Source organism: Acinetobacter sp. YH12040 (assembly GCF_013420005.1).
GTDB lineage: Bacteria > Pseudomonadota > Gammaproteobacteria > Pseudomonadales > Moraxellaceae > Acinetobacter > Acinetobacter amyesii.
The window spans coordinates 73,470-99,370 of the sequence record NZ_VOZB01000009.1 but is presented as its reverse complement, the minus strand read 5'-3'; the positions used below and the strand labels follow the sequence as shown (position 1 = coordinate 99,370).

The 25,901-nt window shown below is 42.1% G+C and carries 23 protein-coding genes, 3 tRNA genes and 1 pseudogene; 16 read left to right on the top strand and 11 right to left on the bottom strand.

The window, feature by feature from the left end; all coding sequences use genetic code 11:
* Positions 1–211 precede the first annotated feature (211 nt).
* Entirely contained in the window at positions 212–922 is a 711-nt protein-coding gene (gene phoB / locus FTT99_RS11595) for a phosphate regulon transcriptional regulator PhoB (RefSeq protein WP_078194048.1), read from the top strand.
* A gap of 23 nt (positions 923–945) precedes the next feature.
* On the top strand, positions 946–2,304 hold the full coding sequence (gene phoR / locus FTT99_RS11590) for a phosphate regulon sensor histidine kinase PhoR (protein ID WP_180130820.1): 1,359 nt from the start codon (positions 946–948) through the stop codon (positions 2,302–2,304).
* Here the strand turns inward: phoR and FTT99_RS11585 are convergent.
* The 3 genes from FTT99_RS11585 to FTT99_RS11575 form a co-directional block, all read right to left on the bottom strand.
* On the bottom strand, positions 2,301–2,978 hold the full coding sequence (locus FTT99_RS11585; RefSeq protein WP_180116334.1) for a glutathione S-transferase family protein: 678 nt from the start codon (positions 2,976–2,978) through the stop codon (positions 2,301–2,303). The two genes, phoR and FTT99_RS11585, sit on opposite strands and share 4 nt — an antisense overlap.
* A 151-nt stretch (positions 2,979–3,129) precedes the next feature.
* Positions 3,130–3,528, bottom strand: a complete 399-nt coding sequence (locus FTT99_RS11580; protein ID WP_180003541.1) for an OsmC family protein — start codon at positions 3,526–3,528, stop codon at positions 3,130–3,132.
* A gap of 68 nt (positions 3,529–3,596) precedes the next feature.
* Complete coding sequence (locus FTT99_RS11575) at positions 3,597–4,544, bottom strand: pirin family protein (RefSeq protein ID WP_180059665.1); 948 nt, start codon at positions 4,542–4,544, stop codon at positions 3,597–3,599.
* 392 nt (positions 4,545–4,936) lie between these two features.
* On the opposite strand from FTT99_RS11575, the gene FTT99_RS11570 reads away from it, so the two are divergent.
* Positions 4,937–6,112 carry a diguanylate cyclase gene (locus FTT99_RS11570; protein ID WP_180010806.1) on the top strand — a complete coding sequence of 392 codons (1,176 nt, stop codon included), beginning with the start codon at positions 4,937–4,939 and terminating at the stop codon, positions 6,110–6,112.
* A 143-nt stretch (positions 6,113–6,255) separates the two neighbouring features.
* A complete protein-coding gene (locus FTT99_RS11565; RefSeq protein WP_180130849.1) occupies positions 6,256–7,590 on the top strand; it encodes a GGDEF domain-containing protein in 1,335 nt (444 codons plus the stop codon).
* A 192-nt stretch (positions 7,591–7,782) separates the two neighbouring features.
* On the opposite strand, the gene guaA is transcribed toward FTT99_RS11565, so the two are convergent.
* Positions 7,783–9,351 carry a glutamine-hydrolyzing GMP synthase gene (guaA, locus tag FTT99_RS11560; RefSeq protein WP_078194056.1) on the bottom strand — a complete coding sequence of 523 codons (1,569 nt, stop codon included), beginning with the start codon at positions 9,349–9,351 and terminating at the stop codon, positions 7,783–7,785.
* A 212-nt stretch (positions 9,352–9,563) separates the two neighbouring features.
* The gene (locus tag FTT99_RS11555) at positions 9,564–9,986 is read right to left on the bottom strand and encodes a DoxX family protein (RefSeq protein WP_180107664.1); all 423 of its coding nucleotides are present in this window, start codon (positions 9,984–9,986) and stop codon (positions 9,564–9,566) included.
* 194 nt (positions 9,987–10,180) lie between these two features.
* Here FTT99_RS11555 and FTT99_RS11550 point away from each other — a divergent pair, with 194 nt between their 5' ends.
* The gene (locus tag FTT99_RS11550; protein WP_078191514.1) at positions 10,181–10,807 is read left to right on the top strand and encodes a DedA family protein; all 627 of its coding nucleotides are present in this window, start codon (positions 10,181–10,183) and stop codon (positions 10,805–10,807) included.
* A gap of 19 nt (positions 10,808–10,826) precedes the next feature.
* Here FTT99_RS11550 and FTT99_RS11545 read toward each other — a convergent pair whose 3' ends face one another.
* The 5 genes from FTT99_RS11545 to FTT99_RS11525 form a co-directional block, all read right to left on the bottom strand.
* Positions 10,827–11,420, bottom strand: a complete 594-nt coding sequence (locus FTT99_RS11545; RefSeq protein ID WP_180107665.1) for a LysE family translocator — start codon at positions 11,418–11,420, stop codon at positions 10,827–10,829.
* A 307-nt stretch (positions 11,421–11,727) separates the two neighbouring features.
* The gene (locus tag FTT99_RS11540) at positions 11,728–12,132 is read right to left on the bottom strand and encodes a hypothetical protein (protein ID WP_078191516.1); all 405 of its coding nucleotides are present in this window, start codon (positions 12,130–12,132) and stop codon (positions 11,728–11,730) included.
* Between the two features lie 13 nt (positions 12,133–12,145).
* Entirely contained in the window at positions 12,146–12,982 is an 837-nt protein-coding gene (locus FTT99_RS11535) for a ParA family protein (protein ID WP_180107666.1), read from the bottom strand.
* A gap of 63 nt (positions 12,983–13,045) precedes the next feature.
* Entirely contained in the window at positions 13,046–13,438 is a 393-nt protein-coding gene (locus tag FTT99_RS11530) for a SirB2 family protein (RefSeq protein WP_180049492.1), read from the bottom strand.
* Between the two features lie 8 nt (positions 13,439–13,446).
* On the bottom strand, positions 13,447–13,758 hold the full coding sequence (locus FTT99_RS11525; protein ID WP_078191519.1) for a BolA family transcriptional regulator: 312 nt from the start codon (positions 13,756–13,758) through the stop codon (positions 13,447–13,449).
* A 241-nt stretch (positions 13,759–13,999) separates the two neighbouring features.
* Between FTT99_RS11525 and FTT99_RS11520 the strand changes: the two genes are divergently transcribed.
* From FTT99_RS11520 to FTT99_RS11480, 9 genes and pseudogenes are all read left to right on the top strand, one after another.
* Positions 14,000–14,072 (top strand) — tRNA-Gly (locus FTT99_RS11520).
* Positions 14,073–14,119: 47 nt separating this feature from the next.
* Positions 14,120–14,195 (top strand) — tRNA-Gly (locus FTT99_RS11515).
* Positions 14,196–14,241: 46 nt separating this feature from the next.
* Positions 14,242–14,317, top strand: a tRNA-Gly gene (locus tag FTT99_RS11510).
* Between the two features lie 422 nt (positions 14,318–14,739).
* Positions 14,740–15,942 (top strand): annotated as a pseudogene (locus FTT99_RS11505) (SfnB family sulfur acquisition oxidoreductase).
* Between the two features lie 11 nt (positions 15,943–15,953).
* Positions 15,954–17,177, top strand: coding sequence for an SfnB family sulfur acquisition oxidoreductase (locus tag FTT99_RS11500; protein WP_180161498.1), 1,224 nt, complete (start codon positions 15,954–15,956; stop codon positions 17,175–17,177).
* On the top strand, positions 17,177–18,613 hold the full coding sequence (locus FTT99_RS11495; protein WP_180161496.1) for an LLM class flavin-dependent oxidoreductase: 1,437 nt from the start codon (positions 17,177–17,179) through the stop codon (positions 18,611–18,613). Before FTT99_RS11500 ends, FTT99_RS11495 begins: the two co-directional genes overlap by 1 nt.
* 64 nt (positions 18,614–18,677) lie before the next feature.
* The gene (locus FTT99_RS11490) at positions 18,678–19,508 is read left to right on the top strand and encodes a MetQ/NlpA family ABC transporter substrate-binding protein (protein ID WP_078191522.1); all 831 of its coding nucleotides are present in this window, start codon (positions 18,678–18,680) and stop codon (positions 19,506–19,508) included.
* Between the two features lie 10 nt (positions 19,509–19,518).
* On the top strand, positions 19,519–20,589 hold the full coding sequence (locus FTT99_RS11485) for a methionine ABC transporter ATP-binding protein (protein ID WP_180024777.1): 1,071 nt from the start codon (positions 19,519–19,521) through the stop codon (positions 20,587–20,589).
* Positions 20,570–21,229: a methionine ABC transporter permease gene (locus FTT99_RS11480; RefSeq protein WP_078191524.1), complete on the top strand. Its 660-nt coding sequence runs from the start codon at positions 20,570–20,572 to the stop codon at positions 21,227–21,229. Before FTT99_RS11485 ends, FTT99_RS11480 begins: the two co-directional genes overlap by 20 nt.
* A 141-nt stretch (positions 21,230–21,370) precedes the next feature.
* Here the strand turns inward: FTT99_RS11480 and FTT99_RS11475 are convergent, their stop codons facing one another.
* A complete protein-coding gene (locus tag FTT99_RS11475; protein WP_180035110.1) occupies positions 21,371–23,071 on the bottom strand; it encodes an NAD-dependent malic enzyme in 1,701 nt (566 codons plus the stop codon).
* A gap of 400 nt (positions 23,072–23,471) precedes the next feature.
* Between FTT99_RS11475 and FTT99_RS11470 the strand changes: the two genes are divergently transcribed.
* Together FTT99_RS11470 and FTT99_RS11465 are read left to right on the top strand one after the other, a co-directional pair.
* A complete protein-coding gene (locus FTT99_RS11470) occupies positions 23,472–24,683 on the top strand; it encodes an iron-containing alcohol dehydrogenase (protein ID WP_180078990.1) in 1,212 nt (403 codons plus the stop codon).
* 245 nt (positions 24,684–24,928) lie between these two features.
* A complete protein-coding gene (locus tag FTT99_RS11465) occupies positions 24,929–25,891 on the top strand; it encodes an alpha/beta hydrolase (RefSeq protein WP_180161494.1) in 963 nt (320 codons plus the stop codon).
* Positions 25,892–25,901 lie beyond the last annotated feature (10 nt).

The window sequence follows — 25,901 nt, the reverse complement described above, 5'->3', positions numbered from 1 at the left end:
ATCTTTACAATTTTTTGAATGATTTTTTTGTGACAACAACATGATGCAAAGCCCATGTTGTTGAATATTTCAGGATTTAAATTGTCACAATTTCTTTCTAAACCCCAATGAAAGATCATTTTTGCAATGATACTGTCATAATTAATCTTTGTAATAAGCCTGTCATAAATATAAAACGGTCTACCGTTTACATAAAATAGGGTATTGCGCTGTGAAAGATGACTATATTTTAATCGTCGACGACGAACTCCCGATTCGGGAAATGATCCATACTTCACTGGATATGGCTGGTTTTCAATGTCAGCAAGCTGAAGATGCCAAACAAGCGCACCAAATGATTGTGGATCAGCGTCCTGCACTGATTTTATTAGATTGGATGATGCCTGGCGGCGTGAGTGGTGTAGACCTATGTCGTCGTTTAAAACGCGATGAAAATTTGTCAGAAATTCCAGTCATCATGCTCACTGCGCGCGGCGAAGAAGACCATAAAGTCCAAGGTCTGGACGCGGGTGCAGATGACTACATGACCAAACCCTTTTCCACCCGTGAGTTAGTGTCACGCATTAAAGCTGTGCTGCGTCGCTCAAATGCATTGGGTGGTGAAAAAACCATTGATGCCAATGGTTTAATCCTCGATCCAGTCAGCCAACGTGTCAGCTTTGGTAACACCATTTTAGATATGGGACCGACTGAATATCGTTTACTGGCCTTCTTCATGACTCATCCTGAACGTGCCTATACCCGTGCTCAATTATTAGATCAGGTTTGGGGTGGAAACGTGTATATTGAGGACCGTACCATTGACGTGCATATTCGTCGTTTGCGTAAAGTTCTTGAACCTTTCCAAGCCGATCGTTATGTCCAAACTGTTCGTGGTACAGGTTACCGTTTCTCTACCCGTGCAGACGCTGTGATGGGTTAGTCATTTTAGGTCTTTAATTTTCTATGTACGAACCGTATCCCGTCCCTGAACTTGCCAGTGAACATAAAAAATTCCGTTACAGCAGTTTATGGACTTTTGCCAAGCAGGATTTGAGACTTCTGGCATTTTTCCTACTCATTGCTGCACTCATCGGCTTTGGTATCGGGTACTTATGGATCTGCATCTTAGTTGCCTTTGCAGTGTTCTTTGCATTGCAAATGCGTTCGCTGTACTTGGTTAACGAATGGATTTCAAACCGGCCCTATGATGTCCCGCCGAATTTAGACGGTATTTGGGGGGCTTTGCTCTTTAATGTATACCGTGCGCAGCGCCAAGAACGCATTGTACAAGCTGAAATGGTCGGCCTAATTGACCGCGCTCAATCTTCCTTGGTGGCGCTTGCTGAAGCTGTGGTATTGATTGATGAATTACACCAAATCGAATGGTGGAACCCTGCCGCAGAAAAACTTTTGGGGATTCAACAGCTTGATCAAGGGCGCAATATTTTAAGCATTTTAAGACAGCCCAGTTTTATCGAATACTTTACCAATATCGATTTAGCCCCCGATGGTTTGAAAATGAAATCATCAGTGCTCGAAGACCATTATGTGCAAGTCAAATTAACCCGTTTTGGTCGCGAAAGTCGTTTATTGGTGGCTTATGACGTCACGCGCATGCATAACCTTGAGCAAATGCGTAAAGACTTTGTCGATAATATTTCACATGAGCTACGCACACCACTTACGGTTTTAAGTGGCTATATCGAAACCTTTACCGATCAGGAAGATTTAAATCCACGCTGGAAACGCGCATTCGATCAAATGCAGTCTCAAACCCGCCGTATGAATGCTTTGGTTAATGACTTGTTATTATTATCTCGTCTGGAAAATGATAAAAAAGTTGCTAAAAATCAAATCATTGAAATGCCCAGCCTAATGAACCAACTATATGACGATGCACATGCTTACAATGTGGATTATGGACATACACTGAATCTCGAGATTGATAGTCACTGTGACCTGATCGGATCAGATATGGAATTGGCGAGTGCCTTTAGTAACCTCATCACCAATGCAATTAAATACACCCCGAAAGGCGGTACCGTGACCATTGGTTGGCATGATGATGGTACGCATGGTTATTTTACCGTTGAAGATACGGGTATCGGGATTGACCCGAAACACTTACCCCGTTTAACGGAACGGTTTTACCGTGTGGACAGCGCACGTAGTCGCCAAACCGGAGGAACAGGTTTAGGTCTTGCCATCGTGAAACACGTTTTGATGCAACATCAGGCACACCTTGAAATTGAGTCCAAAGAAAACCGTGGTTCGCTGTTTAAAGTCGTCTTCCCTAAAGAACGCTTGTATCATGTGAGCTAAGCAGAATCATCCTGCCGGTCTTGCTGTGCTTCCAACTGTTGTTCTTGTTGTTTGGCACGGCGATATGCAGGACGCTGTTGCATCCGTTGTAAGAAAGCCTGAATTTGTGGATATCGCCCTTGAGTTCTGGTCATGACGGCTTCTAATGGAAACGTCATCTGAATATCCGCAAAGCTAAACGGTCCCGCAAAATATTCATTTTCCGCTAAATGTTTTTCTAAAAACTCGATATGTTCTTTTAAGCGAGGTCGTACAAAACCTTTTTTCACCCCATCACAAATGCGATTAGCTACGGGTTTGATGACCCAAGGTACATGGCGTGGCACATTGCTCATGACCAACTGCATTACCAACAACGGCATTAGAGAACCTTCGGCATAATGCATCCAAAAGCGATATTGTTGTTTTGAATGTTCCGCCTTGGCTGCAAAAAAATCATGCCGATCATACTTCTCTTGTAAATACTCCAAGATCGCTGCAGATTCTACCAAGACCAGTCCATCATCCTGCAATATGGGCGACTTCCCTAAAGGATGGATGGCTTTAAGCTCAGGGGGAGCAGACAAATTTGGCTGGCGCAGATAAAACTGAACCTGATAATCCAGTCCTAATTCCTGCATTGCCCATAAAATACGAAATGAACGAGATTTTTCTAGATGATGTAGCACCCGCATGGGTTCATCTCCTATATGAAGTCTAAAATTTTCTTATTTCTGGCATGCCATTATTATTTTGAAGTACTTAAATCATAAAAAGTGTCAGATCACTGCTTGGATCTGTATCAAAACTAAATTTTGCACATTACAGTAGCGACCTGCATTTAAATTAAACTAGAGTGGTTTTAATGTCTACACTGCGCAATAAAGTTTTTGTCACTGGAGTTTTTTCACAAATGGACAAGATCTTTTGCTCTAATTCTGCATCCAAGGATGTTTGAAAATGCAGGCGTCGCTCAACCCATTCAGCACCTTCACGGTTCGCACAAAAGTCTGCCTCGACACTAAACTCCCCCAATTGGATTTGTTTATGTGCTGCATACATGCGCAAGGTAATCATGGTGCATGAAATTAAAGAGGCGCACAGTAAATCATACGGTGCTAAACCTAAATCCCCGCCGCCAAATGATTCGGGCTTATCGGTAATAAGTTGATGTTTTCCACTCTGAATTTCACCTGACCACGGTGCTTCTAAGGTGTTTACTGTTGCCGTTGCGACGATACCCATAATGACTCCCTCATGGTTATACCGCACCATTTTCACCACAGGTACGGCTGTTCATTTTTATTTTTAAGTTAACGTGATGGACGCATTTTATCAGGGAAAGCCGGTGCTTCTAGTCGTGGACCATCATAGTCTGGAATAGAGCCAAAACGTTCGTCCTGATTAATCCACTGCTCACGGGCAATATTCAATTCTTCTTGTGTACGCCCCACAAAATTCCACCACAGCAGAATCGGTGATTCAAAAGGTTCCCCCCCTAATAATAAAACACGGCCACCTGCATGCAGATCAATTTTGACTTGGGTTAAGCCCGGCTCAAGTACCACCATATTGTCTTCATTGAGCTCGTGACCATTGATACTGGCAGTCCCTTCGAGGGCCATAAAGCCATATTCAAATTTTGGATTGAGCGGCAAGACGGTACTTTGACTTTCCGAACTACTCAGATCGACCCCCAATAATTCACTATGCACTTTTACCGGCGATTTAGTCTGTAAAAATTCACCCACCAATACCGTCAATTCAATCCCGTCTTGTGTCACCACAGGCAACTCTGGGTAATGGTCAAATTGGGGCGCCATATTGATTTTGTCATCTGGCAATGCAATCCAAAGCTGCGCAGCATGCATTTGTGTTTCAGACTCTGGAGCAACCTCAGTATGCGAAATACCATAACCCGCTGTCATGAGATTGACTTGTTTGGGCTGAATTAACTGATGTGTGCCCAAACTGTCGGTATGCATCATGGTGCCATCAATCATCCAGGTGAACGTTTGCAAACCAATATGTGGATGCGGCCCAACATCTAAGCCATCACCTTGAGGAAAATGCACTGGACCAGCATGATCAAGGAAACACCATGCACCAATCATTCGTTTATGACGACTTGGTAAAGCTCGTTTAATCACTGTGCCTTGACCAATTTCAGCACGGCGCAGTGGAAATTCTTGAATGAACTGATTGACGTATTTTTCACAATCGTCGGAATGAGATATTTCTGTGTAATTGGTATTGGTCATATTCTTACCCTAAATTTGGCTAAGCCGATGCAAGGACTATCGGCTAGAGCTATGCATTTTTTCCATTATATCTGCATTAACTCAATCTTCTTCAGCTGTCATTAATACGCTGAATCACAGAGATAGGACAATCGTTTTTTTGTTGCCTAATATGACATACAGCATAACAGTTTTCGATGCTTATTTAGACAACATCCAATGCGAAATTACTTGTTCAAATCACGTGAAATGTAAATTTAAGTAACATAAATTAACACTCACTTTTGACCAAACAATACCAAATAATTCACAAATCATTGAAATAACGTGTTTAATTTTAAACAAAAATGATATAGATTATTTGAGTTACATAAAATTACATACAAACCATGCTCACCCGTCGGTAATCTTGCATGATCAATGAGTATAAGAAAGAATCACGTGCACTGATCCAAAAAGCCTTGAAAGGAACCGTTGTTCGCGTTCCTGCTCAATTTCGTCAAGAATTTTTCCACTACCATCGTCGTCAACTTTTTAAATTCTTTTTCCAAGTCAACATCGTTGCACAATTGGCCTATCTCTCTTATGCCATAGCGGATTGGTTTATGTTGCCCGATGTGGGTTTGCTCGCGATAGGCTTAAAAACGGCCTATACCTTACTGATGATGGGCATCACATGGGTCATTTATACATATAGCAAGAGCATTTTACTCTTTGACTTGATGCTTCCCCTATCGATCGTTGGCGCTTCTGCCCTGTGGTTTAGCCTACTCAATTTATCCAATAGCCCCGATGTGCCGATCTATTTATATGCATCTTTGGTTTTTATTGTGTTAGCCAATTTATGTGTGCAAATCCGCTTTAAGGCTGCTGTGCTCATTTCTCTATGTATCAGTCTAATTTTACTGATTGGGGTGTATTTCGCCATTTCTGGCAATATCCATCAACTGCAACTGTTTATCTTGATCTATTCGCCCGTATTGTTATTTAGTTTGTATATCAGTTGGAATTCAACACAAAAATCCAGAATTGTGTTTTTACACAGTAAACTCGATCAGTTGAACCGAGAAGCGCTCAATATTATGGCGCATACCGACGTGCTGACCGGCTTAAACAATCGACGTCAATTTATTCAACTTGCCAATTATCATATTCAGCATCAGTCCAAACCGTTACAGCCACTTTCATTACTGATTTTTGATGTCGACAAATTTAAAAATATTAATGATCAGTTTGGGCACTATATTGGTGATCATGTTTTACAACAAATTGCCGAAACGTGCCGACATACTTTACGTAGCCAAGACATCATTGCCCGCTTCGGTGGTGAAGAATTTATTATCCTTTTACCGCAGACACACCTGCGTCAGGCTCAAGATATTGCCGAACGTCTGCGACGGGCAATAGCCGATGATTATTTAGAACTTGATACACTACAAAAACTTAAATTTACCGTTTCAATTGGTGTTGCCGAATTTGGTCAAAAAAACCGAGATTTACAAAGTGTAATTCGCATGGCCGATCAGGCACTTTACCAAGCAAAATCTGCAGGAAGAAATCAAATATCAACTTATAAAACAGCAAGTTAATAATATATTTTGTAACATTCAACAGACGATTTTTTATCATTCATTCGAAAAATCCCAAGTTTCAGGTAGATATTTTTGTATGTTTTTTATTCATAATTTTCCTAAGCCATTTATGGAGAAGGGACATGTCTGTTGATGTACGAATGAGTTCTCGGACTAATTCGTCTGCTCAGGAAGTTCGTAAAAATCATACTCATACTTTGAAACTTTCTGAGTGTGATCTTGCCAATCGTGCCGAGATTGAACAAGCCATTGCAGATCCTTTTGCACGTATTCCTACGCAGTTTAGAAACTATTTTCTACAACATCAGTATGCCCATCAGTTACCTTATTTACGTCAAGTGAATTACATGGCGCAGATTACGTTTCTTCTTTATTTCTTTGCTGACATTTTTATTATCCCTGACATGTTCTTTTGGTCAGGTCTTTCTCGAGTGGCCATGATTATTGCTGCCCTATTGGTCAGCTTCTATCTGTTTAAATACAAAAAAGATATTCGTGTGCTCGACATGATCTTACCGATTGGGACAGTCTGCAGTACCGCGATTTGGATTGGCTTATTACTGGCTTCAAATAGCCCAATGGTCTCGTCCTATATCTATGGTGCGTCGATCTTTATTTTAATTGCCAATGTCTGCGTACAAACACAATTTAAGCCAGCCTTGTATTGTTCGGGCCTCATTTCGCTATTGGTGTATTTTGCGGTGAGTCAGCTTTTATCATGGCAAGAAGCACTGATTTTTGTGGTGGTGTCTATTCCTGTTTGGATGATCAGCCTGCATATGAGTTGGAACAATACACTCAATGCACGTCGTCATTTTTTACGTACCCTACTTGACGACTGGAATATGCATACACTGAAAAATTTAGCGCATACAGATGAGCTCACCCAGTTATACAACCGTCGTCAGTTTGTTCAGTTGGCTGAGCACCGTATCCATGAATGGCCAACGCCTGCAAGTACTTGCTTATTGATGTTTGATGTCGATCATTTTAAACATATTAATGATAATTACGGGCATGATGTTGGTGACCAAGTACTGCAATGTATCGCTGAAACCACCCGCAAAGAAATGCGCCAAAAAGATGTCTTGGCTCGCTTTGGTGGTGAAGAATTTATTGTGCTGCTGTCGGAAACGCAAATACAGGATGCAATGTTAATCGCAGAACGTATTCGTTTAACGCTTCAAAATCAATCATTGCTAAATGTCGCAAATCACCCGATCCAATTTACCGTCTCCATTGGTGTTTCACAGCTTAAATCACATAAACAAAATTTAACTGAACTGATTAAGCAAGCGGATATTGCACTATATCAGGCAAAAGAAAATGGCCGTAACCGTGTAGAGCGCTATGATTCAAGCATGAAACCCGAACGTAAATCGACAAAGTCATGGCAAAGCTTTACCCATAAAGCGAAGCCTAAAGCTGAACCGAATAATGAAAGCGATAGTAGTTGGTCAATTGTTTATAAATAGAATGTTGAGATATAAAAAAGGACGCCGAGGCGTCCTTTTTTCTTAGAAATATCTAGGTTTCCCTAGATCGCCGCGAGCATAGCTCTCGGTGTAATTTAGGCAAGAAACGTTGTTTCTTGAAATCCAAAACTGCCGCGAGCATAGCTCTTGGCGTAATTTAGGCAAGAAGCTTCGCTTCTTGAAATCCCTAAATTACTCCCATTCAATCGTAGCAGGTGGTTTAGACGATACGTCATAAACAACACGAGAAACTTCAGCAATTTCGTTCATGATACGTGTAGAAATCTTGTCTACAAGATCATAAGGAAGGTGTGCAAAACGTGCAGTCATAAAGTCCACAGTTTCTACAGCACGAAGCGCGATTACCCATGCATAACGACGGCCATCACCTACGACACCCACAGATTTCACAGGTTGGAATACGGCAAATGCTTGTGCAGTTTTGTCATACCAGCCGCTTGCGCGAAGTTCTTGCATGAAGATGTCATCTGCTAGACGAAGGATGTCAGCATATTCTTTTTTCACTTCACCAAGAATACGTACACCTAGACCTGGGCCTGGGAATGGATGACGGTAAAGCATTTCAAATGGAAGACCAAGAGTTGTACCTAAACGGCGTACTTCGTCTTTGAACAAATCACGGATTGGCTCAACCAATTCGAATGCTAAATCTTCTGGTAAACCACCCACGTTGTGGTGTGATTTAATCACGTGCGCTTTACCTTGTTTGCTTGCCGCAGATTCAATTACGTCTGGGTAAATAGTACCTTGAGCAAGGAAGTTCACACCATCAAGCTTACGTGCTTCTTCAGCAAACACTTCAATGAATTCACGGCCGATGATTTTACGTTTTTTCTCTGGATCAACTTCACCAGCAAGAGCTGTTAAGAAGCGATTTTCAGCGTCGGCACGAATCACGCGGATACCCATGTTTTTCGCAAACATATCCATCACTTGTTCGCCTTCGTTCAAACGAAGTAAACCGTTATCTACAAATACGCAAGTCAATTGGTCACCAATCGCACGGTGTAAAAGTGCAGCCACAACAGATGAATCGACACCGCCTGAAAGACCCAATAGAACTTTTTGATCACCAATTTGCTCACGAAGTTGTTCTACGCGAAGATCGATGATGTTTTCTGAGTTCCACAAGTTACGGCAACCACATACGCCATGTACGAAGTTAGACAATAACTCAGCACCTTTCGCAGTATGAGTTACTTCTGGGTGGAATTGGATACCGTAGAAACGACGTTTTTCATCAGAAACCATCGCCACTGGGCAGCTTGGTGTGCTTGCAGTGATTTGGAAACCTTCAGGAATTTGAGTCACTTTATCGCCATGACTCATCCACACTTTTAATTGGTCTTTGGTATCTTCAAGATCACCAATTAAAGCATCACGGACTTTAATATCAACTTCTGCATAACCAAATTCATGCACAGTACCTGGCTCAACTTTACCGCCAAGCTGTTCTGACATGGTTTGTAGACCATAGCAAATACCTAAAACAGGTACACCAAGTTCAAATACAACTTGTGGTGCGCGCGGACTACCTTCTTCATGAACACTTTCTGGACCACCTGAAAGAATGATCCCGTTTGGGTTAAATGCACGAATGTCTTCTTCAGACATATCAAATGCGTACATTTCTGAATAAACACCAGCTTCACGTACACGACGTGCAATAAGCTGACTATATTGAGAACCGAAATCCAAAATCAGGATACGGTCTTCAGTAATTTGGGTATTGGTAGTCATGGCAAACAACTATGCAGGCAACGAATATAAGCGCCGTATTCTAACATTTTTCTTGGACTTTCGCACACTATTCGGACAGGGACAAAAACCACAAGCCAAACGATGTTTTTTACAACACATTTCAGGACTTTACCCATCCGCTTTCAATCAGCGATAGACATGAAAAAAGCGGCAGAACGCCGCTTTGATGGATGCTCGGACTCATAACCGCTTTATTTTGATTTTTCAATCCAATGATCCAAACTGAATTTACCTGCACCATGTAACATAAGAAATAATAAGCCGCCAGACATCGCCAAGTTTTTCATAAAGTTAATGCCATCTTCAGCACCACCATGGAATAAAAATGCAGTGATTAAACTAAATACGGTTAGACCCAATGCCGCAAAACGTGCTTGAAAACCAAACAATAAAGCTAAGCCGCCACCCAACTCAACTAAAATGGTGATAGGAAGTAGCCCTGCCGGTACACCCATTGACTCCATATAACCTGCGGTTGCAGTGTAAGCCGTAATTTTGCCCCAACCTGCCACAATAAAAATATAAGCCATTAATATACGTGCAACGAGACTGATCACTGCATTGATTTGAGGCTGTTGACTCAGATTTTTCACCATCAAATTTGGGTTAAGCATACTGAAACCTATTCTTAATACTGTTCAAAAGATGTGCTTAGATTAGGTCGTTTCTTATTCTCTTTAAATATGCTTTTATAATACTCATCATTCCATATATAGAACGATTTTACTGATAATTAATTACGTTTTAATACTGACTTTACTGCCCCAGACTGATAGCATCAGACCACTATTTTACGCATATAAGCCCCATGGAACTGATTGATTTTATACTACATGTTGATGACCATTTACTCGAGTTCATTACCAATTATGGCGTATGGATTTATGCAATTCTGTTCCTGATTATTTTTGTTGAAACCGGTTTGGTGGTCATGCCCTTTTTACCGGGTGACAGTCTTCTGTTTGCAGCAGGCGCGCTCGCTGCGTCAACAGGTGCCATGGATCCGTGGGTTTTGGTGATTTTGCTGTTTATCGCGGCAGTCTTGGGCGACACGCTGAACTACCATATTGGTAAATATATTGGCCCACGTGTCTTTGAAATTGAATCACGCTTCATTAACCGTCAACATTTGGTGAATACGCAAAAATTCTTTGAAAAACACGGTGGTAAAACCATTATTTTTGCCCGCTTTATTCCTTTTGCACGAACCTTCGCGCCTTTTGTCGCAGGTGCAGGCAGCATGAACTACAAGTACTTCCTGACTTTTAACATGATTGGTGCGATTTGTTGGGTTGGCTCATTTATCACTTTGGGCTATTTATTTGGCAATATGCCAATCGTGAAAGATAACTTCACCCATCTGATCTTCGGCATCATTATTATTAGTGTTTTACCGGGTGTAATTGGTTTTATTCGAGCAAAATTAAAGAAATAAACCGATCTGGTGAACGCCTTTAAGCAAAAAAGCGTAAAACCACAGGGAACATACATAAAATCAGCATCAGGGCCGATCCTTTATACAGAAGATCGGCCTTAATTTTTTGGGTCTTACCGGCCAAAATCGTCCGTCCAAATGACATCCAAAACAACGCAACAGGCAGCAAAACCACACTAAATACAGCGAAAACCAAAATAAAATTTAATGGGCTTGCCCAAGTTTCAATCGGGAAAATACCTGCAGCAAAAAGCAAGGCTTTCGGATTTTTTAATGAGGAAATAAATAATTCACGTGGTTGAATTGAAGGATGTTTTTGATTGTACTGATGTAAATGCGTCGATTTCCACAAATGAAAAGCCAACCATAAAACATAAGCAATACTAAGAAAATGCAGCAAGTGAATTAAATTCGGCCACACTGGAGCGCTTAAATGAATAATCAACGCCCACAAATTAATAGCATAGAAATAGCCCAATAATTCTGCAGGAATCAGCATGCACGTCTTTGCAATGCCTTTTTGATGTGCAGAGCTTGCCATTAGTGCATTGCTAGGTCCCGGCGTCATCATCACCGCAATCATTGCCAATACAAAAAGCCAACTCTCAATCATAAATACCCAGACAATGTTTCAAAGCGCACACCTTAGCCGAAATGAATTTAAAAAAACAAGTACGCGCTAGGTCAGTTTTATCCTTGTACAAGTCAATGCACTCACGCTGAATGTTCAAGACTAGAAGGAGGTGTTAAAATTTACGAATGATATTTAATTTAATTTTTTCATAGATTTAAATATTTTATTGGCTCTAAATAGTGCATTTTATTTGACTCAAAAAAAATGCCAGTAGACGCCTCGCCTACTGACAAATTTTATTACACTTTTCTCATAGCACAGGCCTGAGCCCCTGCTCATGATCCGTTTATGATTTTGCTGCGGTAGCCGAATTTGCGCGAACGATAATCGGACAACCTTTAAATTTTGCTGCCTGTACAATCGCTTCTTGCTCACCTAGAACGCGTGAAAGTTCGGTACGTTTAGTATTCGAAGATTGTCCCATATTGACCGAAATACTCGGACCAATTCCCCAACCTCCACGGCTGCCCCAGCCACCACCGAGGCCAACACCGACACCAACGCCTGTGCGCTTCGGTGTTTCTACACCATTTTGAATATAGTCGTGGATTCGGTTGTATTCGCTTTGCAATTGTTGGCAACTCAAAGACTGATACTGTGTAGGTGAAACATAGCTTGGTTTAGGCGTACTTGCACATGCACCCAATACAACAGCAGTGAAAGCAACTAGACCACATTTAAGTGCATTCATACTTTTCTCGATACTACTTTTGTTCAATTTCATTGAACAATGATTGATAGGCTTGCGTCAATTTATGATCTGCAGCCAAATGGATTAAAGGTTGATTTTTATGATGAGATTCTTTCATCAGCACCGAAGGCGGCAACATGCTGTCCAATACAGGCAGACCTTCATCTTTGAGTTGTTGTACAACTTCGCGCGGCAACTTCGCCTGTGCCTGAAATTGATTGACCACAATGCCTTCAATTTCCAAATGATCATTATGATCATCCTGCGTTTCCAACACATTTTCGATCAGGGTCTGTAAAGCTCGTTTTGAAAACACGTCACAGTCAAATGGAATCAGCACGCGATCTGCCGCAATCAACGCAGATAAAGTAAAAAAGTTAAAGGCAGGCGGTGTATCAATAAACACTCGATCATATTGACCGCTCATCTGCTGCAAAGCATCACGCAGTTTGTAAATTTTATGCTTAGATTCTAAGGCATGTGCCAAGGCGCCTAAATTTGGACTGGCAGGAATTACATCTAAATTTTTAAACGGTGATTGATGTACATAGCTTTCTAGACCTTTAGTACGATTTTTTAAAATCGAACCGATGGCATTTCCCAACAATCCTTTACTTTGTTGTGTCCCCAAGACTTCATCAAAATAATTTTCAATATTGGGTTCAAGTGCAGGCTTATCTGCCGAATACGTCGCATCATCCCCCAACAAATATTGGCTTGAATTGGCTTGAGGGTCGAGGTCAATCACCAAAGTTTTTAAACCTTGGTGCGCGCTTATCGCAGCTAAATTAACCGTAATACTCGATTTCCCCACACCACCTTTTTGGTTAAATACCACACGCGTACACATTCAAAACCCTCTAATCTTTGTTTTTCTACTCAAGCCTTGAAATCGGCCATGTGGATAAGCCATTTATCCAAAAACTGGTTTGATTATAACCAATGTAATGATGAAAATAAGTGCAACAGCTGCAATAAATAAGCCCGCACGGCGCTGAACCAATAAAACACTGTCATCTTTCTTATACGCTTTAGATAAAGAAGACAGCAGCGCCAAAAACAACACAACTTTGGCATAGAACCATGGCTGCACATCAAAGTTCTTCATAAACAATAAGATAATTCCCGTCACGGCAATTAATGTCATTGAGCCATGTTGCAAAGCTACAAAAAACTTACGACCTGCTGGATTGGGTAAATTGCCCTGCGTCCCTTTAAACAGCGTAAAAGCACGAATGAAAATGGCAGCACAGCCTAGAGCCACGCCACACATATGAATGATTTTAATGATTAATTGCGTTTCCATGGCTCACCTTAAGATGACTTGGGTGCATGCGCACATTCAGGGCTAGTGGTATCTTGACCTTTCCATTCTTCGGGTAAAAACGCATGAATGGCCAAGGCATGAATTTGCCCCGGACTAAGTAAATCACCGGCTGCGGCATAGACTTTTTGATGACGTTGCACCAAACGCAAGCCTGCAAAAGCCTCACTCACGATCACAGCTTTAAAATGCGATTCTTTACCTGGGAAATAACCACCATGACCTGCGGACTCATTCACCACTTCAAGATGTGTAGGCGCTAATGTCTGTAGACGCTCAATTAATTGCTGTTCTAAACTCAAAACGGCTCTCCCAAATTCAAAAAAAGTTCAACTGGTCTTAGTATAGCCTGTATTTGTTGAAGTTCTTGTGTCGCAAAGTTGCTGAAACCGCCTGAATTGCATGATTTCATCAAAATGGAAGCCTTTGACCTGCAAAAATATTCCAATTTTCAAACAAATTGTTTTTATTTTATGCAAACGATGCACAGTTTTTCATAAAGTTATTGACCTGAAAAATCCTTAATGTATTATACGTGGCTATGCGGGAATAGCTCAGTTGGTAGAGCATAACCTTGCCAAGGTTGGGGTCGGGAGTTCGAGTCTCCTTTCCCGCTCAAAATTTTTTCATTCGGTTTTTTATTTAAAAAATTGGATAGACTCCGCGGGAATAGCTCAGTTGGTAGAGCATAACCTTGCCAAGGTTGGGGTCGGGAGTTCGAGTCTCCTTTCCCGCTCCAAATTTTTTTCGATTCAGTTTTTTAGTAAAAAAACAGGATAGACTCCGCGGGAATAGCTCAGTTGGTAGAGCATAACCTTGCCAAGGTTGGGGTCGGGAGTTCGAGTCTCCTTTCCCGCTCCAAATTCAAAAAGCCCTCATCGAAAGATGGGGGCTTTTTTATTGCAGATTGAAAAACATTTGAATCAATTTATAGCCCTTTTTTAATCTTTGCATAGCTCTATGATATTGAGCATCTATTGGAGTTCAAGCTGATTGACCACCATTAATAAAAAGTATTAAAAAAACAGCTAAGCCCCTGTCTTAGATATATTATTTTTAAAGTTGAATATCTACAAAGTTGCTAAAACCAGATTTACATCTTCAATACTCTTGTTGTTTTTCCTGCATCTATTGTTTTAAATCAAACACTTATTTTATCAAATTTGCATAATTTTTATGCAGATTAAATGCTAAACAGACATTTTGCTAAGTTAAGAATAATCCATCATTTAAAGAATCACGCATTTACGAGTAGCGTTTTGATATCTATTAAAGGTGTCATTATGTCTCATTTAATCTCTGAAAATATTCATGTTATTGAAAACGACTTAGAAGCAATTCATGCAGCGTATCACGTTGCAGATTTTGCTTTGGAAGGTCGAAATGAACGTGATTAGAACCGCCTACTCCCATTTGCAGAAATCGACTTATTCAGTCAGAAAGGTTTAGGCGGTATTCGTATACCCAAGCAATTTGGCGGTGCCTACGTGTCGAACAAGACACTGGCGCAGGTTTTTCGCATTATCAACAAAGCAGATTCTAGCGTGGGCCAAATTCCACAAAACCAAATTGCCTTGCTGTATATGATTGACCTCATGGGAACAGATGAGCAAAAAGCCTTTATTTTTAATGAAATTTTACAGGGAAAACGTTTAGCCAATGGTGGCCCAGAGCGCAATACCAAAGATACCAAAACCTTAAATACAACGCTGCGCATTGAAAATGGAAAGTATGTTGTTAATGGTGAAAAGTTCTATTCAACCGGCAGTAGTTTTGCAGATTGGTTGGCGATTAAAGCCGTTCACCCTGAAGGTCATGTTGTCCTGACCATCATTGATCGACACGCTACAGGCGTAGAAGTGATTGATAACTGGAATGGTTTTGGTCAGCGCACAACGTCAAGTGGCACCGTCAAACTGAACCATGTCGTGGTAGACCCCCTATTAATTTTTGATGAACGCAAGCTTTCTGCAGGGCCAACGTATCGCGGTGCCTTTTCACAATTGATGCAAGTCGCGATCGATGTCGGGATTGCGGAAGCTGCCTTTGCAGACACCCTTTCTACAGTACAAAAAGCCCGTCCGATTGTGGATGCACAAGTTGATAAAGCCAGTTTTGAGCCTTACACCCTACAGGAAGTGGGTAAATCTGCCGTTTTACTGGATGCTGCGATTTTACTTTTAGATGAAGCCGCAGATTATCTCGATGAATTAGATCAGCTTGATCAGGTGAGCGAACAACAAGCTGCTCTGGCTTCGATTCGCGTCGCTGAAGCCAAAATCTATGCCAATGATGCAGCCTTACAGATCTCTGAAAAACTCCTTGAATTAGGCGGCAGCCGTGCAAGTTTGAGTGCCCATAACCTTGATCAACACTGGCGCAATGCCCGAGTACACACCTTACATGATCCTGTGCGCTGGAAGCTGCATACCTTAGGCGACTATTACTTAAATCATAAATTACCTGCACGCCATGCGTGGATTTAAGGAGAATTCTGATGACCTCATTTCCAAATATTAATTCGCTACAGGCCGCATCAACAACACCTGCGCATATTATTCAGTCCGATGCAGAAGCACTTGAAATTGCAAAACAATTAGCCGAACAATTTAGAAAAAATGCCGTGCAACGTGATGCCGAACGCATACTGCCGTTTGATGAAATCGAGGCCTATAGTCAATCTGGTCTCTGGGCAATCACGGTTCCCAAGGCATTTGGCGGTGCCGAAGTTTCAAGTTATACCGTGGCGCAAGTGATTGCGCTTATGAGTGGTGTTGATGGTTCAATTGGACAAATTCCACAAAACCATTTTTATGCATTGGAAGTATTACGAAACACCGGTACAGCTGAACAAAAGCAAAAGCTTTATGCCGAAGTGCTTGCTGGCGCACGTTTTGGCAATGCCTTAGCCGAGTTTAAAACCAAAACCGCTGCGCAAAAACAAACGTCGATTCGCCCTCATGACAATGGTTTTGTGGTGAATGGTGAAAAGTTTTATTGCACCGGCAGTTTATTTGCACATCGTATTCCCACATTGGTCAAAGACCAAGATGGTCGTGAATATTTAGCCTTTATTACACGTGAAAGTACAGGTTTAGAGCTGATCGATGATTGGACAGGGTTTGGACAGCGCACCACGGGTAGCGGCTCTGTAAAATTTCACCAAGTTGCAGTTCCTGCCATAGATGTCATTCCCTTTGATCGGGCATTTACGGCGCCGACATTGGTTGGGCCATTTGCGCAAATTATGCATGCTGCGATTGAAGTCGGTATAGCTCGCGCAGCCTTTGAAGAAAGTTTGAGCCGCGTACACCAAGCTCGACCATGGATTGATTCAGGTCTTGATCTTGCAAGCGAAGATCCTTTAACCAAATACGAACTCGGTCGCATTGCCGCAGATGTTCGCGCCAGTGAGGTCTTGCTGAAACAAGCTGCTCGCTCCATCGATGCTGCTCGCCCACAGCCCAATGCTGAAAACATCGCAAAAGCTTCTCTAGATGTCGCGAAAGTGCGTGTGCATAGTACTGAAACCGCACTTAAAGCTGCATCAAAATTGATTGAGCTTGCAGGCAGCCGTGGCAGTCAGCGTGAAGATGGCCTAGATCGATTTTGGCGTAATGCACGTGTCCACACCTTGCATGATGCAGGGCGTTGGAAATATTTCTTCATTGCCAATTACCTCCTAAATGGCGTATTACCCCCACGTCGAGGGACCTTGTAATGAGCGAAATCACCACAGCAGATATCCAATCACATACAGCCAAGAAAATTTTACTGAATGCCTTCGACATGAACTGTGTCGGCCATATCAATCATGGCTTATGGACCCATCCACGCGATGAGTCACACCGCTTTAATGAACTAAGCTATTGGACCGATCTTGCCAAAACCTTGGAGCAAGGGCTGTTTGACGGGCTATTTATTGCGGATATCACCGGGGTCTATGATGTTTATGAAGACAATATCGATCTCACACTTAAAGAGTCGATCCAACTGCCGAGCCATGACCCCAGCACCCTGATTTCTGCAATGGCTGCGGTCACTGAAAACTTAGGTTTTGGTGTAACAGTCAATTTGAGCTATGAAACGCCTTATCAATTTGCACGTCGATTTGCCAGCCTAGACCACCTGACCCAAGGTCGAATCGGCTGGAATATCGTGACTGGATATTTAGATAGTGCAGAACGCCTCATTGGGCAAAAAGGCTTGAAAGATCATAACCTACGCTATGAACAAGCTGAAGAGTTTTTGCAGCTTTGCTATAAGTTTTGGGAAGGCTCTTGGGAAAATGATGCGGTTCAAAAAGATAAAGCAAATCGCATCTTTAGCGACCCCAAAAAAGTACATGCCATTCAACACCAAGGCAAGTTCTATCAAAGCCAAGGGGTATTTCAAGTTTCCCCTTCAATACAGCGCACCCCTGTGTTGTATCAGGCCGGTGCTTCACCACGTGGCTTAGCTTTTGCCACACAACATGCGGAAGGCATGTTTATCGGTGCAGACAGCGCTGAAAAAGTCAAAAATCAGGTACAAAAAATTCGCAGCCAAACTGCAGCGCAAGGTCGTGACCCACAAGCTGTGAAACTCTTTGTTGGCATTACGGTGGTGACTGCAGAGACCGATGAACTCGCCCAAGAGAAATTGGCTGAATACATTCGCTATGCCAACCCTGAAGCGGGACTAGCACACTTTTCCAGCTCGATTGGGATGAACCTCGCCAACTTTGCAGAAGATGAAGCCATTCCATATCAGCAGACCAATAGCATCGCATCTGTCAATCAAAAATTTAAAGAGCAAAAAATTACTCGCCAAGATTTGCGTGCTCAGCACGTTCTAGGTGGGCGATATCCGCTCTTTGTCGGAAGTGGCGCCAACGTTGCAGAACAGTTGATTGACTATTTGGATGAAACTGGCATCGATGGATTTAATCTGACTCGCACCGTTGCACCTGAGTCACATCAAGATTTTATCCATTTGGTCATTCCAGAATTACAGCAACGTGGTCGCTATAAAACTGCGTATGACACCGGTAGTTTGCGGCAAAAACTGTTTCAACAAGGTGACCATTTAGCCAAGACACATCCTGCTCATCGCTACCGATGTCCCACTTCAGACACGTCATCTCAGGCAGCGCTTAAAAACGTTGAAACAGCATAAGCTGCATTTATAAAACAACATGTTAGACAAAAAATTTAATTATTTGGAAATATAGAGGTGTGCCATGGCACAAACAGCAAAATCTAAATTCACACTGATTGGTGTGATCGTAGCCATCTTGGTGATTGGCTTAGTCATTTGGAATCAACAAAAGAAAAGTCATCAAAGTGAATTGGTGATTGGGATTAGCCCATCTTTTGCTAAACCCTTACAAGTCGCTGCAGATGAAGCCAAGCAGCAAGGGCTGAATGTGAAATTGGTGGAATTTTCAGACTGGAATACCCCAAATATCACCTTAAATCATGGTGATATTGATGCAAACTTTTTTCAACATCAGCCGTTTCTAGACAATGCAAAAAAAGAAACGGATTTTAAAATCAAAGCCTTTGATGTTGGTGCTGCAACCCATGTTGGGCTGTATTCCAAAAAGTATAAAAACTTTGCTGATTTACCCCATAAAGCCAAAGTGGTGATTCCGAATGATCCGGTCAATCAGGGCCGTGCCTTACAACTGTTACAGCAAGCCAAGCTCATTGAACTGAAACAGCCAGATAACTTTTTATCGACTTTAAATGACATTGCAGCGAATCCTAAACAGCTTCAATTTATTGAGGTGGAAGGCCCTCAAACGGCACGTGCAATTGATGATGTCGATCTGGCTTTTGGCTATCCACATTATTTACGTCTAGCAAAAACTGCCGATCCTGAAAATGCCTTACTGTTTGACTCCAATACTGACAAGCGTTTTGCCATCTTATTTGCCGTACGTGATGACTATGTAGATCGCGACGATAAACTGCGTAAATTTGTCGATATTTATCAAAACTCACCTAAAGTTAAACAAGCATTGGACGCAGATTTTGGTGCAAAACTGTGGTTCCCTGGTTGGAAATAAGGAGTCGCTCATGGTGAGTTTCGGTTCATCGGTTGAATTTGCCGTCCCGCATATCCAAATCAAAAATTTAAATAAATTTTATGATGTGCAAGGACAGCAGGTTCATGCCTTAAAAGATATCAATCTGAATATTCCACAAGGCAAAATATTCGGCATTATTGGGAAAAGTGGCGCGGGTAAATCCTCACTGATTCGAACGCTGAATGGCTTAGAACAAATCAGTGATGGCAGTATTCACATCCATCAACAGGAATTATCTCGCCTAAATCACGCAGAGTTGATTGCTCTGCGTCAGCGTATTGGGATGATTTTTCAGCATTTTAATTTGATGTCTGCCAAAAGCGTGTATGACAATATCGCGCTGCCCCTTAAAATCGCCAATTTCAGTCAAGCCGATATCGCTCAGCGAGTGAATGAAGTGCTGAAGTTGGTAGGTCTTGAAAATAAAGCAGCGCACTACCCTTCTCAACTTTCGGGCGGGCAAAAACAACGTGTTGGGATTGCACGAGCGTTAGTTCATCATCCAGAAATTTTACTCTGTGATGAAGCGACTTCTGCACTCGATCCTGAAAGTACTTCTGTTGTGCTGTCTTTGCTTAAAGAAATTAATCAAAAGCTCGGTATTACCATTGTGTTGATTACCCATGAAATGCAGGTCATTCGCGAGATTTGCGATCAGGTTGTAGTGATCGATCAAGGCGAAATTGTAGAAGCAGGACAGGTTTGGAAAGTGTTTTCTACGCCTCAGCAGCAGATCACACAAGAGTTACTCAACCTTGAACAACTTGATTTACCAAGCGACATTCAGCCACAACCGTCAGATTCAAATGATCAAATCATTTTAAAATTACGCTATGAATCGACACTACAACAGTCGCCGGACTTAAAGTTTATTTTTGATCAATTTCAGGCGCCAGTACATCTGTATCAAAGTCATATCGATAGTATTCAAGGGCATTTAATTGGCTCGTTGATTGTTGCTGTGGACCACAGCCATTTAGAGATCAACGCCTTATCTGAACAACTTAAACACCATATCGCACAGATTGAGGTACTTGGCTATGCACGATCAACTCATTGATTTACTGATTAGTGGAACCATTGATACTTTACTGATGGTCGGCGTTTCAGCTTTTGTGGCCTTTCTGATCGGCCTGCCTTTAGCGGTCGTATTGGTGTGTAGTGCTGAACACGGGATTTATCCTTCAAAAAGCCTAAACCACACCCTAGGTTGGTTGGTCAATATTACCCGTTCGGTGCCTTTTCTGATTTTAATGGTGGCACTCATTCCGCTCACGCGCTTTATCGTGGGCACCAGTTATGGCGTTTGGGCTGCCGTCGTACCTTTAACCCTTGCGGCCACGCCTTTTTTTGCACGCATTGCAGAAGTAAGCTTACGTGAAGTCGATCAAGGTCTGATTGAGGCCGCTCAAGCCATCGGCTGTAATCGCAAACAAATCATTTGGCATGTGCTGCTCCCTGAAGCGCTTCCTGGCATCGTCGCGGGCTTTACTGTGACTTTGGTGACCATGATTAATTCTTCTGCTATTGCAGGGGCGATCGGTGCAGGTGGTTTGGGGGATATTGCTTACCGTTACGGTTATCAACGCTTTGATATGCAAATCATGCTGGCAGTGATAGTGGTCTTGGTCGCGATCGTGATGCTGGTTCAAGCCTGTGGAGATCACATTTCCAACCAGCTCGATAAACGCAAAATTTAAAACGACCCTCACGATTATTTTTCGTATTTCTTAGAAAAATAATATGCCGCTACACATAAAAAAAATACCCTAATCTGGATTAGGGTATTTTTTCGATCAGTTGTAAAATTGATTCTGCTTAAACAGAATCTGTAGACCAAATTAATAGGTCACACGGACATAATCACGATATTCAGGTTTCCAGAAATTCTCTTCAATGGCCTGTTCTAGTACTTCAATGCTGACATTTGGCGCAACACCATCAGCAATCGCAGCTAATGCCACTTTCAATGCGATTTTCTTCGAAATATCCTGTAAATAATCCAAACTTGGCAATAAATCGGCATTTGGATCTGCCAATTTTGGTGAACAGTCTGCCAACGCCGTACTCGATGCCATCAGCATATTTTCCGTCACACGTTTCGCCCCAGATGCAATCACACCGAGACCAATCCCCGGGAAAATATAGGAGTTATTGCACTGTGAAATATGATGAATCTTTCCATGATAATTCACTGGTGCAAATGGACTACCAGTCGCAATCAGAGCCTTACCTTTGGTCCACTCAATAATATCTGCAGGCACCGCTTCGACACGCGATGTCGGATTAGACAGTGGCAACACAATAGGCTGTTCACAATTCGCAGCCATCGTTTCAATGACCTCTTGGCTAAACAGCCCTGGTTGTCCCGAAACACCAATCAGTACCGTAGGTTTGGCATTTTTCACCACATCCAACAGTGAAATCATAGATTCGGCATCAGCCCAATGTGCAACATTGTCTGTAGATTGGGCAAGTTTACGTTGGAAATCTAAAAGATTCGGCTGATTTTCAGTAATTAAACCAAAGCGATCGACCATAAACACCCGCGCACGCGCTTGAGCATCGGTTAAACCTTCCGCCACCATTTGCTTGATGATCTGTTCTGCAATCCCGCAACCTGCTGAACCTGCCCCTAAGAATGTGACGATTTGATCTTTGAGCTGCTTGCCTGCTGCACGTGATGCCGCAATTAAACTTCCGACAGACACCGCTGCTGTTCCTTGAATATCATCATTAAAGCAGCAAATTTTATCGCGATATTTTTCCAATAAAGGCATCGCATTTTTTTGTGCAAAGTCTTCAAATTGAATCAGCGCTTTAGGCCAGCGTTGTTGTATGGCTTTAATCACGTCATCGACAAATTGATAATATTCTTCACCGCTGATACGAGGCTGACTCCATCCCATATAAATTGGGTCATTCAACAGCTGTTGGTTATTGGTTCCGACATCTAAAGTAATCGGCAATGTATAAGCTGGACTGATCCCACCACATGCGGTGTACAGTGACAACTTACCAATTGGAATCCCCATCCCGCCAATGCCTTGGTCACCAAGTCCAAGAATACGTTCACCGTCCGTAATAACGATCACTTTCACGTTCTTTTTATTCACGTTATGAATAATTTGGTCAATATGATCACGGTCAGGATATGAAATAAAAATCCCACGATGACGACGGTAAATATCTGAAAAGCGCTGACAAGCTTCACCCACTGTTGGTGTATAGATGATCGGCATCATCTCACTAAGGTGGTTTTCAATTAAGTGATAGAACAATGTTTCATTGGTGTCTTGAATATTGCGCAGGTAAATATGCTTATTGATATCACTATTAAATGCACAATATTGCTGATAAGAACGCTGACTTTGCTCTTCAATGCTTTCCGTGACGTGTGGAATTAAACCGTGCAAATTAAAGCTCTTACGTTCATCTTCATTAAACGCAGAGCCTTTATTTAAAAGTGGGAGTTCTAAAAGTGTATTTCCGGCATAAGGAATATATAAAGGACGTTTCGTTTTCAAATTTTCACTGGGCATTATTTAACTCGTTTAATTAATCTTTTGTTTCGCACTGCAAAAAGCGAAATGCACAAAAGTGACTATCTCGTTATTTGTTATAGCCTATCCTGATTCGAGCGCTTTGGGGCATTTAGTAAATTGATAGTAGTTTTAGTTAGATTTTATAATCTGATAACTCGATCATGCATCCAATCATCGCAACGCCTATTTTGGCTTAAATGTATACGACTTTTAGCGAATCTTAGAAAATAACAAAAATAATTAATGATTAAATTTCAATCAATTAAATAAATTCAAAACAAAGCCTTAATTTTGGTAGGTCTTTGGTAGGTGTGAATTTAAAACATCCCTCGCAATACTCAGTTTAGGTGAGTATCACCCATAACAAATGACAATGAATGGTAGAAGGAATCGCACCATGGCTTTTAAAAATATTGCAGATCAAACAAACGGTTTTTACATCCCTTGTGTTTCACTTTTTGGCCCCGGCTGTGCTAAAGAAATTGGTGCAAAGGCGCAAAATCTTGGCGCAAAGAAAGCGCTTATCGTGACCGATGCCGGTCTTTACAAATTTGGTGTGGCAGATACGATTGCCGCATATTTAACTGAAGCTGGCGTAGAAAGTCACATCTTTCCGGGCGCAGAACCCAACCCAACTGACACCAACGTGCATAGCGGTGTAGATGCCTACAATGACAATGGCTGTGACTTTATTGTCTCTCTCGGTGGCGGCTCTTCTCATGACTGTGCCAAAGGCATTGGCTTAGTCACTGCCGGTGGTGGTCATATTCGTGACTATGAAGGCATCGATAAAAGTACAGTTCCAATGACTCCACTCATTGCGATTAATACCACCGCAGGTACGGCATCAGAAATGACCCGTTTCTGTATCATTACCAATACTGAAACCCATGTAAAAATGGCGATTGTCGATTGGCGTTGTACCCCACTTATCGCTATTGATGACCCAAAACTGATGATTGCGAAACCTGCGGCGCTCACTGCAGCAACCGGTATGGATGCATTAACACATGCGGTCGAAGCTTATGTTTCTACAGCAGCCAATCCTATTACCGATGCTTGTGCTGAAAAAGCCATTTCAATGATCAGTGAATGGCTCAGCCCTGCCGTCGCCAATGGCGAAAACCTAGAAGCACGTGATGCGATGAGCTATGCACAGTACTTAGCAGGGATGGCATTTAACAATGCATCTTTAGGTTATGTCCACGCGATGGCCCACCAACTCGGCGGCTTCTACAACTTGCCACATGGCGTATGTAATGCCGTGCTGTTACCACACGTTTGCGAATTCAACCTGATCGCCTGCCCTGACCGCTATGCACGTATCGCGCAGCTCATGGGTGTGCCAACCGATGGTTTAACGGTGACTGAAGCGGCTTATGCAGCGATTGCAGCAATCCGTGAACTGTCTGCTTCGATTGGCATTCCATCGAGCCTTTCTGAACTCGGTGTGAAAGAACAAGACCTCAGCATCATGTCTGAAAATGCGCAAAAAGATGCCTGTATGCTCACCAACCCACGTAAAGCGACTCATGCTCAAGTGGTTGATATTTTCAAGGCAGCGCTTAAAGCCAATGCCTCTGTGGTCGACTTCAAAGCAGCCGTTTAAGTTAAGCCCAATAGGTCTTCATGTTTAAGTGACCCAAGTGCCTACATTATCCTTTGAGTCTGGTGATGTAGGCTCAACTGAATCCATTTCACCTTTTATTTCAGGAAAGCGACTATAGATTGGTCGCTTTCATACTGAGGTCACTCTTTTTTAGTCCGCATAACAGCATCGATTATTCATTTGACAAAAGCTTATGGCTCATCAAGGATAAAGCATAATGTCCAATAATATTAATGAGTATAATAATGAGCCATTCACCAATTCAGTATCAGCCTGATGTTTTGGGCGCAGGCTATGAACAAGCCACGCTGACCTTCCCGGATGATTATGAAGGCCCTGTGGTTGCCACACTGGTTCGCAAAAAAGCCACAGCTCCCACCTCCAAAGCGGTGCTCTATATCCATGGTTTTATCGATTATTTTTTCCAAACCGAAATGGCCGAACGCTTTAATCAGCACGGTTTCGACTTTTATGCCTTGGATTTAAGAAAATATGGTCGCTCCATCCGCCCGCATCAAAAATACTATAATGTGCATGCACTGTCTGAATATGATGCCGAAATAGATCAAGCCCTAACGATCATTGCTGATGAAGGTCATGATGCCTTGCTGCTCTGTGGTCATTCTACCGGTGGCTTAACCACCACTTTGTATGCGGCGCATCATCAAAATCATCCTTTAATTCAAGCCCTTTGGGTTAACAGCCCATTTTATGATTTCAACATGAATCCAGTGAAACGCGCACTGGGTATTCCACAGCTGAGTAAATTGGCAAAGACTTTTCCAAATTTAAAATTCCCAAGTGAACTGAATAAATGGTACACCGCCAGCTTACACCATGAACTCAAGGGTGAATGGGACTTCAATTTAGACTGGAAAAAGACCCGCTATCCAATGGTATACATCAGTTTCGTCCGCAGTATTTATGAAGCTCAAAAGGAAATTCATCAAGGTGTGACGATTGATGTACCGGTATTAGTGATGCATTCACATCAAACTAAAAATCCCAAAAAATGGGGTAAAGCAGCGCAGACCAGTGATGTGATTTTGGGTGTAAAAGATATCCAAAAATATGCCAAAAAAATTCAAGGCGATGTCACCATTCAAAGCATTCACAATGGCTTGCATGATTTAGTACTTTCGGAAAAAACCGCGCGAGAACAAGTCTATACCCAGCTCTTTCAATGGCTGGCCAATAAAGGCCTTTAATAGCCTGAAT

Excerpts from the sequence above, each read along its gene's own strand:
- phoR (WP_180130820.1), top strand. The coding sequence starts at position 946 with ATGTACGAACCGTATCCCGTCCCTGAACTTGCCAGTGAACATAAAAAA.
- FTT99_RS11585 (WP_180116334.1), bottom strand. The coding sequence starts at position 2,978 with ATGCGGGTGCTACATCATCTAGAAAAATCTCGTTCATTTCGTATTTTA.
- FTT99_RS11580 (WP_180003541.1), bottom strand. The coding sequence starts at position 3,528 with ATGGGTATCGTCGCAACGGCAACAGTAAACACCTTAGAAGCACCGTGG.
- FTT99_RS11575 (WP_180059665.1), bottom strand. The coding sequence starts at position 4,544 with ATGACCAATACCAATTACACAGAAATATCTCATTCCGACGATTGTGAA.
- FTT99_RS11570 (WP_180010806.1), top strand. The coding sequence starts at position 4,937 with ATGATCAATGAGTATAAGAAAGAATCACGTGCACTGATCCAAAAAGCC.
- FTT99_RS11565 (WP_180130849.1), top strand. The coding sequence starts at position 6,256 with ATGAGTTCTCGGACTAATTCGTCTGCTCAGGAAGTTCGTAAAAATCAT.
- guaA (WP_078194056.1), bottom strand. The coding sequence starts at position 9,351 with ATGACTACCAATACCCAAATTACTGAAGACCGTATCCTGATTTTGGAT.
- FTT99_RS11555 (WP_180107664.1), bottom strand. The coding sequence starts at position 9,986 with ATGCTTAACCCAAATTTGATGGTGAAAAATCTGAGTCAACAGCCTCAA.
- FTT99_RS11550 (WP_078191514.1), top strand. The coding sequence starts at position 10,181 with ATGGAACTGATTGATTTTATACTACATGTTGATGACCATTTACTCGAG.
- FTT99_RS11545 (WP_180107665.1), bottom strand. The coding sequence starts at position 11,420 with ATGATTGAGAGTTGGCTTTTTGTATTGGCAATGATTGCGGTGATGATG.
- FTT99_RS11540 (WP_078191516.1), bottom strand. The coding sequence starts at position 12,132 with ATGAATGCACTTAAATGTGGTCTAGTTGCTTTCACTGCTGTTGTATTG.
- FTT99_RS11535 (WP_180107666.1), bottom strand. The coding sequence starts at position 12,982 with ATGTGTACGCGTGTGGTATTTAACCAAAAAGGTGGTGTGGGGAAATCG.
- FTT99_RS11530 (WP_180049492.1), bottom strand. The coding sequence starts at position 13,438 with ATGGAAACGCAATTAATCATTAAAATCATTCATATGTGTGGCGTGGCT.
- FTT99_RS11500 (WP_180161498.1), top strand. The coding sequence starts at position 15,954 with ATGACCTCATTTCCAAATATTAATTCGCTACAGGCCGCATCAACAACA.
- FTT99_RS11495 (WP_180161496.1), top strand. The coding sequence starts at position 17,177 with ATGAGCGAAATCACCACAGCAGATATCCAATCACATACAGCCAAGAAA.
- FTT99_RS11490 (WP_078191522.1), top strand. The coding sequence starts at position 18,678 with ATGGCACAAACAGCAAAATCTAAATTCACACTGATTGGTGTGATCGTA.
- FTT99_RS11485 (WP_180024777.1), top strand. The coding sequence starts at position 19,519 with ATGGTGAGTTTCGGTTCATCGGTTGAATTTGCCGTCCCGCATATCCAA.
- FTT99_RS11480 (WP_078191524.1), top strand. The coding sequence starts at position 20,570 with ATGCACGATCAACTCATTGATTTACTGATTAGTGGAACCATTGATACT.
- FTT99_RS11475 (WP_180035110.1), bottom strand. The coding sequence starts at position 23,071 with ATGCCCAGTGAAAATTTGAAAACGAAACGTCCTTTATATATTCCTTAT.
- FTT99_RS11470 (WP_180078990.1), top strand. The coding sequence starts at position 23,472 with ATGGCTTTTAAAAATATTGCAGATCAAACAAACGGTTTTTACATCCCT.
- FTT99_RS11465 (WP_180161494.1), top strand. The coding sequence starts at position 24,929 with ATGAGCCATTCACCAATTCAGTATCAGCCTGATGTTTTGGGCGCAGGC.